The sequence below is a fragment of the Streptomyces sp. PA03-5A genome (assembly GCF_033792725.1).
Lineage (GTDB): Bacteria > Actinomycetota > Actinomycetes > Streptomycetales > Streptomycetaceae > Actinacidiphila.
On the sequence record NZ_JARAVL010000020.1, the window covers coordinates 130,822 to 143,638 of the forward strand.

9 protein-coding genes and 2 pseudogenes are annotated in these 12,817 nt (G+C 68.4%); 5 read left to right on the top strand and 6 right to left on the bottom strand.

The genetic code is table 11. The annotated features are described in order from the left end of the window. Positions 1-38: 38 nt before the first annotated feature. Together PV410_RS25015 and PV410_RS25020 are read right to left on the bottom strand one after the other, a co-directional pair. Positions 39-3,437 (bottom strand): S8 family peptidase, encoded by a 3,399-nt coding sequence (locus tag PV410_RS25015; protein ID WP_500327828.1) that lies wholly within the window; start codon positions 3,435-3,437, stop codon positions 39-41. A gap of 151 nt (positions 3,438-3,588) precedes the next feature. After that, positions 3,589-4,083 (bottom strand): DDE-type integrase/transposase/recombinase, encoded by a 495-nt coding sequence (locus PV410_RS25020; RefSeq protein WP_500327887.1) that lies wholly within the window; start codon positions 4,081-4,083, stop codon positions 3,589-3,591. A 690-nt stretch (positions 4,084-4,773) separates the two neighbouring features. Between PV410_RS25020 and PV410_RS25025 the strand changes: the two genes are divergently transcribed. Then, positions 4,774-5,142, top strand: coding sequence for an MFS transporter (locus tag PV410_RS25025; RefSeq protein ID WP_500327829.1), 369 nt, complete (start codon positions 4,774-4,776; stop codon positions 5,140-5,142). 243 nt (positions 5,143-5,385) lie between these two features. Here the strand turns inward: PV410_RS25025 and PV410_RS25030 are convergent, their stop codons facing one another. Both PV410_RS25030 and PV410_RS25035 read right to left on the bottom strand, forming a co-directional pair. Continuing rightward, positions 5,386-6,105, bottom strand: a complete 720-nt coding sequence (locus PV410_RS25030; protein WP_500327830.1) for a hypothetical protein — start codon at positions 6,103-6,105, stop codon at positions 5,386-5,388. Between the two features lie 288 nt (positions 6,106-6,393). After that, positions 6,394-7,812 (bottom strand): MFS transporter, encoded by a 1,419-nt coding sequence (locus PV410_RS25035; RefSeq protein WP_500327832.1) that lies wholly within the window; start codon positions 7,810-7,812, stop codon positions 6,394-6,396. A gap of 65 nt (positions 7,813-7,877) precedes the next feature. On the opposite strand from PV410_RS25035, the gene PV410_RS25040 reads away from it, so the two are divergent. The 3 genes and pseudogenes from PV410_RS25040 (at position 7,878) to PV410_RS25050 (ending at position 9,273) form a co-directional block, all read left to right on the top strand. Continuing rightward, positions 7,878-8,384, top strand: a complete 507-nt coding sequence (locus PV410_RS25040; RefSeq protein WP_500327888.1) for a winged helix-turn-helix transcriptional regulator — start codon at positions 7,878-7,880, stop codon at positions 8,382-8,384. A 120-nt stretch (positions 8,385-8,504) separates the two neighbouring features. Further along, positions 8,505-8,666, top strand: a pseudogene (locus PV410_RS25045) (PAS domain-containing protein); the annotation flags it as partial. Between the two features lie 370 nt (positions 8,667-9,036). Beyond that, positions 9,037-9,273, top strand: coding sequence for a hypothetical protein (locus tag PV410_RS25050; RefSeq protein WP_500327896.1), 237 nt, complete (start codon positions 9,037-9,039; stop codon positions 9,271-9,273). Between the two features lie 447 nt (positions 9,274-9,720). On the opposite strand, the gene PV410_RS25055 is transcribed toward PV410_RS25050, so the two are convergent. Continuing rightward, entirely contained in the window at positions 9,721-11,913 is a 2,193-nt protein-coding gene (locus PV410_RS25055) for an ATP-binding SpoIIE family protein phosphatase (RefSeq protein WP_500327833.1), read from the bottom strand. A 259-nt stretch (positions 11,914-12,172) separates the two neighbouring features. Next, a pseudogene (locus tag PV410_RS25060) lies at positions 12,173-12,433 on the bottom strand (integrase core domain-containing protein); the annotation flags it as partial. A 53-nt stretch (positions 12,434-12,486) separates the two neighbouring features. On the opposite strand from PV410_RS25060, the gene PV410_RS25065 reads away from it, so the two are divergent. Next, complete coding sequence (locus tag PV410_RS25065) at positions 12,487-12,747, top strand: hypothetical protein (protein WP_500327834.1); 261 nt, start codon at positions 12,487-12,489, stop codon at positions 12,745-12,747. The last annotated feature ends 70 nt before the right edge of the window (positions 12,748-12,817 follow it).

The following is a 12,817-nucleotide window of genomic DNA, read 5'->3' on the forward strand; positions in this document are numbered from 1 at the left end:
ATCGAAGTGTCCGGCGGGCCCCTCGCTGCCGTCGGCGGCTACTTCAGCAGGTAGGCCTTGATAACGGTCTGCTTGAAGGAATTGCCAGCGGCGTCCTTGACGTAGGTGCGCAGGCTGACGGCTCCGCCGGCAGCCTGGCGCGGGCTGTCCACGGTCACGGTGCGCTGCATGCCGGAGCCGTGGACCTCGGCCGCTTGCCAGGTCTTGCCCTCGTCGTACGAGACCTCGGTGGTGAAGGTGCGGATCGGTGACTCGGCGGCGCCGGGCGCTCGCTGGATCAGGAGCGGGATGTCGAGCTCGCGTCCGGCCCTGGCCCGGTTCCACTCGTCCAGCTCCGGCGACATGCGTACCGCGTACAGCGGCAGAGCCTGGCGTGTCGTCGTGGTCTGCGACCGGAACCGCCACTCCGCCCGCACGTCGGAGGAGATGGAGGAGACGGGGTTGCGGTCGCGCTGCACCTCGAGGTTCAGCTGGTAGTCGGCGGGGGTGGCATCGGCCGGTACCGGGGCATAACCCCACCATTCCGAGACCAGTTCACCGTTGCGCCTCAGCTGCGCCGTGGGCCGGCTGGCGGTCGTTGTTCCCGCCAGCAGGTCGAGATTCCCGTTGGCGGAGTCCTGGATGGAGTACTGGATTGTGTCTCCCTCACGGAAGGAGTTCATCCCCTCGGGAGCGAACCCCATGGCCTGTACGCCCTGGTTCCAGCGCTCCTCGACCGTCGCTCCGGCCTTGTAGCCGTGCCGGGTGCTGATGTACATCTGCCCGTTCGGGCTGTCCGGAGCGAGGAAGTCGAACTGGTCGAAGGCGGTCTGCCAGAGCAGGCCGTCGGCCGCCGAGAAGTAGTCGACCCGCTGGCTCGGAACCGGAACGCCCTTCATCATGTGCCAGCCGATACGCAGGTCGTCGACATCCGTGTAGACGAAGCGGAAGGCGGGGGCTCCCGGCGCGGTGGCGGCGAACGTGGTGTTCACCCTGGCCAGCTCCGACGTGCGGGGGTTGTAGCTGGGATTGGCCGGGATGGCGCCGTGCACCGGCCGGGTGAGGTAGTAGACCGACGAGGGGTTGCCGTCCGCGCCGGCCGGGTCGCCCCAGACGGTGTTGACGAGGTAGGTGAACTTCGAGTCCCTGTACTGCGCCGTCGGCGTCGCGTACACGCCCTCGATGTGGTCGGTGCCGATCGCGTTGCTCATGGTGACGGAGAGCAGCTCGTCGTGCAGGCTGATGGTGCCGATCTCGGCCGAGATGATGCGCGCGGCGCGGCTCGGTGCCGAGACGGTGACGGGCTTCGCCTTCCGGGCGTCGATGGCGACCTGCCGGTCGGCGGTCATCACGACCTTCGGCACGCCGACGATGATGCCCTCGGTGAAGGACGCGTCGAAGAAGAAGCCGCTCACCGAGTAGGTGTCCTTCGGCAGCCGCACCACGGTGCTGTTCTTGCCGAGTGCTTCCACCTCGTAGGCCTTGCCGTCGGCCGATTGGACGAGCAGGTAGGCGATGTCGGGGGCCGTGCCCGTGCGGCTCTTCAGGTCGATGCGCAGGTCATAGGAGGGCTGCTCGAGGTCCATGCCGAACGGGACGCGCACCGAGACCTGCCCGTCCGCGGTGGCCGCGCTCACCACGCCGCTGTACGCGGCGTAGAGCGTGGTGGCCTCCGGGGTCGCGGTGAGGGTGACGTCCGCCGTTCCGTGCGCGGGCACGGTGACCGTGTCGGCGCTGAGGCGGAAAAGGCCCTCGGGGGCAGGCACGTCCTTCTTCCCGCTGCTCGCGTTCTGCTTGAGCTGGAGGGTGACCGGCTCCGTGCCCGGGTTGCGGTAGGTGATCGTCTTGGTCACCGGCGGCCGCGCACCGTCGGTCCAGCGGATCAGCCCGAAGTCCAGTCCGGCGGCGTCGGCGGTGACCTCCTGGTCCACCGCCCGCGCGACGTCGACGCGCCCGGCGCCCTGGAAGTATGCGCCGTGCTCCTTGGCGCCGGTCGCCGACTGCATCAGCTGGCGCTTGACCTGGTCGGCCGTCCAGGCGGGGTGCTCCTGGAAGAGGATGGCGGCGGCTCCGGCCACATGCGGCGTGGCCATGGACGTACCGCTCATCGCGATGTAGCCGTCGTCCTCGGTGGTGCCGCCCGCCCTGGCGGCGACGACGCCGACGCCGGGGGCGATGAGGTCCGGCTTGAGGCCGGAGTCGCCCGTCCGCGGACCGACCGAGCTGAAGACGGCGAGGTCGTCGTCGTCCTCGGCGGCGCCGACGGCCAGCGCCCCGCCGGCGGAGGCCGGCGAGGAGACCCTGCTGCCAGAGCCGTTGTTGCCGGCCGCGGCCACGACCAGGGTGCCGTAATCACGGGTGACGGTGTCGACCATGGCCTCGAGGGCGTCGGTCTCCGGGGTGTCCGTATCGCCCAGGCTGAGGCTGATCACCTTGGCGCCGTGCTGAGCGGCCCAGGCCAGACCCTCGACGATGGCGGAGTTGTCGCAGTTGCCGTCCGCGGTGCAGACCTTGCCGAACAGGATCTGCGCGCCCGGTGCCACGCCCTTGTATTTGCCGCCGGAGGCCGCACCGGAACCGGCGACCGTCGAGGTCACGTGAGTGCCGTGGCCGTTCAGGTCGTCGGTGTTCGGCTCGCTGGTGAAGTTCGCCGACTCCGCGACGAGACCCTTGAGGTCCGGGTGGTTCGGGTCGTAGCCGGTGTCGAGGACGGCCACCTTGACACCGGCGCCGGTGTAGCCCTTCTCCCAGGCGTGGGGGGCTCCGATGCGCGGCACCGTCCTGTCGAGCTGGACCTTGGAGTGACCGTCGAGCCAGATCCGGCGGACGCCCGCGCCGAAGGTAGTGGCACCCGCCTCGGCGGGAGCGATGCCCTGCCAAAACCCCCCAGCGTCCTCGCGCTGTTCGGCGAGAGTCGCGAAGGGGGTTCCGGAGATGGGGCGGACCTTGTCGGCCCCGGCGGCGGTGAGCCGGCGCTGTGCGGTGCCCGCGTCACCCGCGTACTGGACGATCAGCGGCAGGCTGGACCGCTCGGCGTACTTCCCCTGGACCAGGGCCGAGACGTTGAACAGCGCCTTGTCGAGACGGCCCGTCGCGAGCAGGGGGAGGGCGTCGACCGGTATAACCGTCCAGTCCGAGCCGTCCTGGCGCTTGAGGAACGTGAGCCGCTCGCGACCTTCGGCGGGCTCGACCGACACACTCTGCTTGCCCGAGCGGTCCGTCTCCAGCGTGACGCGGTCGCCCGTGATCAAGGTGACCTGGTGCCGGGCGACGAACGGCGTCCGGGTCGAGGTCGCCCCGCCCTGCGCGCCCGTGCCGCTCCGTGCGGTGTCCGCGGCGAGGTCCCGTGCCGCGGCGGGAGCGGCGGCCAGGCCGGCCAGCAGCGCCAAGAGGGCCGTGGTGGCCGCGGCACGCCGCGACCCGGGACGCCGGCCCCCGGGGCGCCACCTGTCGTTCATGTATCTCATGAGGTGACAGCGTGATGTCGAAAAAGGCGCAGGTCAGCACTTTCCGGTGTCCACAAAGCGACAAGTCGCTATTACGCCACGGACGAACCTCAATTAATGGTGACAAACGCCGGAGTCCGCAACCCGTCCAAGGGGCGTCCGATCATCGGACAGCCGCCGTCGTAGTGCCGCGCGACGCCGCCCAGCAGCGCACCGACGACCGCACGTCACCAGGTGTTCGACAACCACCTATTTCCCCGGTTGGTGTCCTGCACGCCGGCGGCAGTGACGATGAGAACCATCCGATCGAGGCGGCGATACAGGCCTTCTCCAAGTGCTCGGCCAGCGTGAAGGACGTATATTGCGAGCCCGCGTCCGATTGGTGGACCAACTCCCCAAGCATGGGCGGGTATTGGTCGCGGTCGCGTTGCCACAGTCCCATGTCCAGGGCGTCCAGGACGAGCCGGGTCTGCTGGGTGGTCGAGGCGGACCAGCCGACGATCCGGCGGGAGAAGGTGTCCACGACGAAGGCGACGTAGACGACGCCCGAGAACGTGGCTACGTGCGTGAAGTCGGCGGCCCAGCACCGGTTGGGGGCCGCGGCGACGAAGTCGCGGTCGACCAGGTGGGTCCGGTGCCCGTGGCGCGGTCGGGTCAGGGATCGTGCTGATCACCTTCTTGCCGCGGACGGCGCCGGTGATCCTCGGCTCGCGCATGAGACGTTCGACGCGCGATGGCACGCTAGGAGCAGCCGGCAACCTGCAGCGGACCGGTCAGAGGCTCTCAACGACTGCGGGCGCCCGGTCGGCGTGGACGTGTAGTGCGGCTTGCCACGGCGGAACGCCGTACGCCGCGTGCCGTTTCGCGGCTGGCGGGGTCCGCTGCCGAGACCGGGCCGTCGGTCACCAGCGCAAGAAAGGAAGGATAGACACGGCACCGAGAGGGCCGAGCCAGCGGGCGCCAGTCCGCCGTACTCTGTTGAGCTCCATCCCGCTCTCCGAGTTCGCCACGCACCACCGGCGAACCGTAAAGGTTGCGGGACCCCAAGTGTCCGCGGGTGGCGATCAGGGGCCGTTTGGCGCGGCGGGTGATCCGCCGCGAGCCGTTGCTTTGACTCCGTGTGCGTGGTGACCAACGGTTCTTCCGGTACGTCGCAGCCCCTGGGGGCGGCACTGGACGGTGCGGCGATGTCGCGGCTGCACATGAGGTTCTGGCTGCAGGCGGGGCTGGGGATCTTGCTCGACGGGTCGACTTCTTCATCATCGCGGTGGCGAACCCCTGATCGCGAAATTTCGGGGGCAGTGCGGCACAGCGTGGGCTGCTGTCGGCGGCGGCGATCGTGGGGGCGGTGTTCGGGGCAGCGCTGCTGGGGCCGTTGGGCGACCGGATCGGGCGGAGCCGGGTCTTCAAGGTCGAGCTGTGGTTGTTCGTGGTGTCCTCGGTGGCGTGCGCGTTCGCGTGGGACATCTCGTCGCTGATCGTGTTCCGGCTGCTGCTGGGGTCGCGGTGGGGCTGGACTACCCGATCTCGGCGAGTTATGTGCAGCGGCCGGGGGCGAAGCAAGCCCAGACGGTCCAGGATCAAGCCGAGGCACAGACACCCAAGGCGACGGGCATGGCCGGGCAGGAGGCGCCGGAGACCGAGGACTCGATGGTCGGGCCGCAGTCGCAGGTACCGGGCGCGGCGCACAAGTAGAAGCCGGTGCCCGCGACGCTGACACGGAGTGAATCCAAGACCGCGAGGGACCAGCAAGAAGCCGAACCGAATGAGCCGCCGGTTCCCGAGGGCGGCCCCGGCGACGCAAAGATCAAGGCGAATGGGCAGCGAAGACTTTCGCCAGGTGAGGCCGAAGACCGGGCTCGACTGCTGATCGCACTGCCGACGGCGGGCACGCTGACCCCTCTTCGACCACCGCTTGTCGGTCTCCAGCTCGACGGCCCGGCCTCACTTCCGTCGAGCGTCAGCTGAAGTGGATGTCGCTGAGGTCAATCGAAACCATGACCTCCTCGCGGATGCGGTGACCGGCGGCGTCGCGGCGGTAGGCCCGGCGTTTGGTGGGAAGGATGATGCCCTCCGCTTCCACGTAGTCGTACACGTACTGCGCGGCGGCGAATCCGCCGGCCACATCGACGTGGTAGTCGTGTCGGCGGAGCAGATGATCGGGGCCGAAGTAGAAGTCCTGGTGCGTGCTGTGGCTGGCGATCCCGGGCGGGAAGCCGGCGCGCAGTCCACGCCACAGTTCGTTTCCCTCACGCCAAGGGTCGATCCCGGTGACGGTGAAGCCGGGCATGGCCAGCAGGAACGGTGTGGTGAGGTAGGTCCACAGTGCGTAGCCGTTGAAGTAGGCGCGGTCCAGCGGGTCCCAGGGGGTGTCGAGGGTGTGGCCGCTGAAGGACGACCGGGGGTCCTCGCGAGCGGCCACCACCCGCCCGTCAAGCTTGTCGATGCTCACGCGTCCGGGTGTGAAGTCGGTCTTCTGGTCGGGGGCGCCGAAGGGTCGGACCGAGGCACGCTCCTCATGGAGCAGCACGGTCATCTCTCGCGGCTCGGGATCCTGCGGCAGGCCCTTGGCGGCGAACAGGAGTCCTCCGCTGACAAGGGTGGCTCGCGCCCGGGTCAGATCACGCCAGCGTGTAGTTCCGCCGTGGGCTTCGATTGCCGCGGTGAGCAGTTCGTTCACGTAAATCTCCTGTAATTAATTGCAGGGGCCGGGTCGGTGACCATCGTCGGTATCGCCGCCACCCTCTTCGTCTCCCAGCCGACCTACCGGCGGTAGCTTGGCCGTTGAAGGCCTTCCGCGCCGTCAGTCAAGCCTGCAGGCGCGGCGGAGCCTCGTCGATTCCGGCCGACGTATCGTCTGGAGGTCCTTCTGAAGCCTTGTGCCTGACCGCCGGAACAGCCCCCACCGCCGGACGGGGAAAAGCGGCGGTCTGAACGCATCCGGCAGAGCGTGCGCTACCGCCTCGACCTACTTGGATGCGGCGACTGCCATTCGGGCCGTGCTGCCGCCGCGGCTGAGGTGCACGCCGAACACCGACGTGGTCAGGCCCAGAACGGCGGCTACGCACCAGACGATCCGGAAGTCGTGAAGTGAGGCGGCACCGACGTGGGAGCCGACCACCGCGACCAGGACCGCGACGCCGACCGAGGTCGAGATCTGTCGTACGGAGTTGACCAGTGCCGACCCGGTCGCCGCACGGTGCCCCGGTACGGCGTGCACACCGGCGGCCACCAAGGTGCCCAGGGCCAGACCGACACCCGTACCGGTCAGCAACTGGCTGGGCAGCATGTCGCGCCAGTAGTTGGGCGTGACGGACGCGAAGCGTGCGAACCACACCATGCCGCCGGCGAATAGCAGCCCTCCCGTCGCAACCAGTGGACCGTGCCCGAAGCGCTGTGCGGCGCGAGCGGTCAGGAGGGTGACGACCGGCACGAGGGCGGGGCCTGGGGTCAGGGCGAGACCGGTGTGCAGCGCGCTCCAGTGCCAGACTTCCTGGCACCACAGCACGTTCGACAGCAGCATGATCGCGAAGGCGACGCCGAACACGAGGCTGCCCGCGTTCGCCGCGCCGAAGCGCGGCAGCCGCAGCAGGTCGAGCTCGAACAACGGCCGGGGGTGCCCCAGGGACCTGAGGACGAACACGGTGCCGCTGATCACGGCAACGGCCAGGAGCAGCAGTGTCCTGCCGCTCGTCCAGCCCCAGTCGGGAGCCTGCACCAGGGCCCCGGACAGCGTCGCGACCGAGATGATGACCAGCAGGGCGCCGAGGAGGTCGGGCAGCGGGCCGGCCTCGCGGACGGCCGGCTTCGGCAGGACCGATCGGCCGGCGACGAGCGCGGCGATCCCGATGGGCAGATTGACGGCGAACACCCACCTCCAGTCCACCTCGGCCAACAGGCCGCCGATGACAGGCCCGGCGGCGGCGGCCAGTCCGCCGACCGCGGCCCAGCCCCGGGTTGCCTGGGTACGGCGCTCGGCCGGCACCGTCTCCAGCAGCAGGGCCAGGGAGGTGGGAATCTGGGCGGCCGCCCCGACGGCCTGCACGACCCGGGCCACGATGAGGGTCCCGAGGTTCGGAGCCAGGGCGCAGCCCACCGACGCGAAGGTGAAGACGGCGATCCCGGTAAGGAAGACCGGCCGCTGACCGATGCGGTCACTGGCGCGCCCGACCACCACCAGCAGGGCGGCGAAAGCGATCGCGTAGGCGCTCAGGACCCAGGACAGCGCACCGAGGCTCGTGCTCCTGCCGCCCCCGGAGAACGTCTCTCCCATCGCCGGAAGCGCGACGTTGACGATCAGCAGATCAAGGTTGGTCATGAACACGGCCACCAGGACTACGGCAGCCGCCGTACGAGGGTGCTTTGAAAATCGAAGCATCACAGCCATGCCGCAAGGCAAGCACAGGGTGGTTTGGAAATCAAACCAACGGGGGCGACAATAGGGACGTGACCATGCGCATCGATCCCCAGGACATGGCCGGCCGCCCCTGCTCTCTCGCTGCCGCCCTGCAGACCATCGGCGACCGATGGGCCCTCCCGGCGATCCGCGAGGTCATGCTCGGCAACCACCGGTTCCGGCAGATCGCCAGGAACACCGGCGCCCCCACGGACCGCCTGGCAGCACGCCTGAAGGCGCTGGTGGAAAGCGGGATCCTCGAACGGCGCCCCCTGCCTGACGACGCACACCACAGCGGCTACTACCTGACAGAGGCGGGGCGCGACCTGGGGGCCATCACCCGCGAGCTGATCGGCTGGGGCGACCGCTGGGCCGTCACCACGCCGCCCAGCCGGATCCTTCACCGAGACCATGAACTCGTCACCCATACGGTCTGCGAAACCTGCGGTGAACAGGTCCACGGCGAGGACATCCACCGGGAGGAGCTCACACCCGGCTGGGACCAGTCCGGCCCAGTGCAGTCCCCGGAAGGAACCACGTCCTCTCAAGCCGGCACGCCGTAAGGCTGAGCACGCTTCGCCCGCCGGATTGAGGGGGCGGCCGGAGGCCTCCTGTCGAGACATCGCGAGAAAGTGCGCGAACATAGCCGAAGAGGCTGTTTCGGTATGGCCCGGGAGCCACAAATGGACGCCTCGGACGAACTTCTTCGCCGGGCTTGCCCGTCTGTTCTACTGACGCTGGACGGTGCCATTCGCGGCCTCAACGCTGCGACGGCCACGGCGCTGGGCCGACCGGCGGAGCAGTGCCTGGGACGTGACTTCGGGGACCTGTGGCCTGAGAGTCAGCGGATGTCGCCCGAGAGCTGGTGGCCCATGCCGCCAGGGCGGATGCGGTCGCGATGCAGGAGTTGGAGTTTCCCGGGCGCAGCGGCGTATCCGTTGCCTGCCTCCTCGAGGCGCGACGCCCTGGATGCGCGAAACGACCTGGCCAGCCTGCTGATCCCGTTCCAGCTGGCCACCGCGGCCGCCGGGCTCGGCCTGTGGATGTACGCACCCCGAGGGGACCAGTTGGAGTGGCTCGGTGGTCTGCCCACCCTGGTCGCGCTGCTCCCGGATCCCACCGCTCCGATCTCCCGGGTGATCTCGCGGTGCACCCCGCCGACAGGGAGGCATACCGGCAGCTCCTGCGCTCGGCCTCCGTCCAGCAGTCCCCCTGGTGGGGCTGCGGTACCGCACCCCGCACGACGGCTGGCACCGGCTGGCCGTTCAAGTCCGTCGGCTCCGGCTGCGCTTCGACGGCCCCGAAAGCATCTTCGTGGTGGTCCGCGACACCAAGCAGGAGAAGCACAAGCTGAGTGCAGGCCGCGCTGGCCGCCGAGCGGCAGCGTGCAAGGACACCGCCGACTTCTCCTCCGCCTTGATCACCGCGGCCACGGGCGGCAGGTCGTCGTGACCCGGCTCGCCCGACCTTCGGCGCCTGCGGCGCCGTGCTCGCAATCCTCAGTTCATAGCTACGCCATCTCGATCACCCCCCTCAGCGAGCCCGGCGATCAGCCACTCGGGGCGTGAGCGATGGTTTACCACGCGGATAACTGCCGTCCCTAGACGAGCGGACCCTCGTGGGCACGCTGGCCGACCTGGCCGGTCAGGCACTCAAGCGGATCAGGTTCCACCAAGCACGCGTCGAGTTGCCACGGCGCTGCAGCAGACCATGCTGCCCACGCGCCCGAGCACCTCCTAGGCCTGGAGGTCGCGCGCCCGCTACCGGCCCAGCCGGGACGGGCTGGACATCGGCGGACGATAGAACGTGCAGCTCTTCGCGTCGAGTGCGCAAGGTCACTGCGGTGCCGGCCAAGGCCCCGGCCTGGTCGAGGGTAACCACATGAGAAAGTGCGCCGTGTCAAGCATCAGCGCCATGGGCAGCCGGCATCGGCAATTCGAACCACACGGTCTTCCCTCGTCCGCTCGGTGAATTGCCCCATGCCGAAGCCAGCGCCGAAACGATGACCAGTCCTCGTCCCCCCTCGGCCTGATCCTCATCGCGGGGAACCGTTACGGGCTGCGCGAGATGCGGATCGCTGTCACGGACCTCTACGCGTATACATTCGGGATACTTGTGCACGTAGACGTATACGTCGCTGTCACCGTGTACCAGGCCGTTAGTGACGACCTCCGACACCAGCAGTTCCTCATCGTCAGCCATGGCGGACAGCTCCCACCCCGCCAACCACTCCCGCAAAAGTCTGCGCGTCCGCTCGGCTCCTTGCAGATCGCGCCGGTGGATCCTCAACTGCCGGACATTGTGCTTAGCTTCAGCCGAGGGCCCTTCGTAGACGACCAAGAGCAAAGCGGCATCGTCGGAGCACCGCAGGGGCGACTCGCTGAAGCCCCTGATGAGCCGGTCGCCGACGGACTCAAGATTCCCCGGGTCGTCGAAGGCCACGCTCACCACCTCGTGGTCCACATCGCCTCCGGGGCCGGCCAGACCGTCCGTGTAGAAGGCGAGCAACGTACCCGGCTCGAGTTGCAGGTCCATCGCCTCGAAGGTCGCCTCCGGGTCGATGCCGAGAGGCATGCCCGCTTCGAGAGAGACGAGTGGCATCCGGCCGTCAGGCGTGCGCATCAGAGGCGGTGGATGCCCGGCGGTGGCCATCTGCGCCCTGCCGGTGTCTGGATCGAGCCAGGCACAGCAGCAGGTGGCGAAGAGGTCTGTTTCCAGGCCGATCAGGAGCTGGTTCGCCCGGGTAAGGACAACTCCGGGGTCGTGTCCTTCGGTCGCGTATGCGCGCACGCCGCTGCGCAGCTCGCCCATCACCACTGCCGCAGCCGTGTTGTGACCCTGGACGTCCCCGATCACCATCATCACCCGGCTGTCGGGGAGCATGATGAGGTCATACCAGTCTCCTCCGAGTTCGATTCCGCTGGTCGCCGATGCGTATCTGCTGGTACTCACCACTCCGGCCGGCTGGGGCAGCACGGGTGGTAGCAGTGCGTGCTGCAGGTCATCAACCAGCGCGTGCTGTACGTGGTGCATTTGGGTTCGTTCTACCGCCTGACCGACTGCCGTGGCCAGCGCTGTCAACGTTCCCTGCTCGGCGAGGATGTCCCTGCGTTCGGCGCCGAACGCCATGGCGAGGGCACCCACCGCCTTCCGCCCGGCAAGGAGCGGCAGGACCATCCAGAAGGACTCCTGGTCCGACAGCGCCTCTGGCAACCGGCCGGCTGTCAGTGCATCCCGGGGGCCATACAGCATCGGCCGTCGTCGGTCCACCGCCTCCGTCTCCGGCCTGCGCTGCGCGAGCAGTGAGCCATTCAAGGTGCGGATGAATTCCCTTGCGCAGCCGGAGGCACATGCCACGCGGAGCCGATCTCCATCGACCAGGCTGACGACGGCAGCTCGGGCCTGGAACCCGTCCAGCACGCGCTCCATCGACATCTCGACGACGTCTCGGGTGTGAACGGTCGTTGCCAGGAGCGTGGCGAGTTTGTGCAGGTGGTAGACGAGGGGAGCGGTTGATGAGGTCATGCTTTCGGCGCCCGCCCCCTGCCCCTCTACGGTGACCACGTGCGGTACCAGGGGCGGGACCATCGATGTCCCATGATCGGCCAAGCGGTCCAGGTCGTGGGCCAGCGACGAGGCCGCGACGACGAGTCGCTCCTGCTCTGACTCGGCGATCTCGTCACCTACGGGCGGCCAGAAAGCCGCAAGCGTCCCGAAGCGGCGGGTCGGCGAGAAGAGCGGCGCGGCCGCGGCCTGCAGTGGGAAATGTGCGTAGGCTGCCAAATGCGGGTGGCCTGTCATGAAGTCCACCTGATGCGCGGTCTCCACATGGCCCGACTGCCACGCCCGTGACGACGGGTAGGTGCTGTCATTCAGGGGTACGTCTTCGGGCGCTCCGATCCCCATGGCGGTCACCGCCACGACAGCAGCCTGCAGATGCGGGGTGTCCGGCACTTTGAGGTAGACCGTCGCGGCCGATGCGCCCAATTCGGCGACAACGCTCTCGGCCGCCGATACCAGCAGCCGTTTTCTATCCCGCGTTGCCGGGTGTAGACAGTCCCAACCCGGCGGGATGGGCCCATCCTGTTCCATCTCTTTCGCCGCCCGACTGCCGTTGGCGCTGCTACTCGCTTATTTTACTACCGCTGCCCTAACCTTCTCTGATTCTTGTCCCGACCGCCGGCGCTGCTGTTCTCAGTCGGCTCAAGCACGGACGTCGTGAGGAATCTTCTCTGGCGCCGGGCGATCCTCGGGGCGCTCGGGTGCGGCGTGCCGTGGTTGCGGTGACCCACAGTGACCTCGCGCCCACGACCCCGTGGGGGGCCCAGGTGTACTCGGTCATGAGGTTTGTCAGTCGGGTGATGGGTGGTCGGCCGCCGAGTGCGGTGTGCCGTCGTTGGGTGTTGTAGTACTGCAGCCAGGGGGCCGGGGCTTGTTCGCGTGCGGTGTTGCTGGCGGCCCATTCGGTCTGCAGAGTGCGGTTGAAGCGTTCGACCTTGCCATTGGTCCAGGGGCAGTGCGGTCGGATGAAGCGTTGCTGGGTGCCCAGAACTGCCGCTGCCGCGTGAAAGTCGGCAGGGTCCCGGTAGCACTTGGCGTTGTCGGTGATCATTTCGCTGGGGACACCAGGAATGAGGGAAGACCCGCCGGGCAGGAAATCCACCGTTGTCGAGGATCAAGGCCGGATCCAGGCGTGTCCTGGTGCCGATTGCGCTGTTGATCACGGGCATGAACACACTTCCCGATGACTCACCGGCCTCGCTCCATCCACGCGTGGTCTTCGTCGAACTGCGCGGGCCGGCACAAGAGGTTGCAAAGGTGCAGACGTGGATCGAGGAACGCGCCCTGTACTGCGACGCCGCAACCGTTGGCGTATTCGGTGACCAGGCCACGTGCCACATCAACGTTGTCGTCGATCAGGAGTAGGCAACGCTCCCACCATTGACGCCAGCCCCCTGCGCGGGACAGCACACCTAGGTTGCAGGGGGCGGGCAGC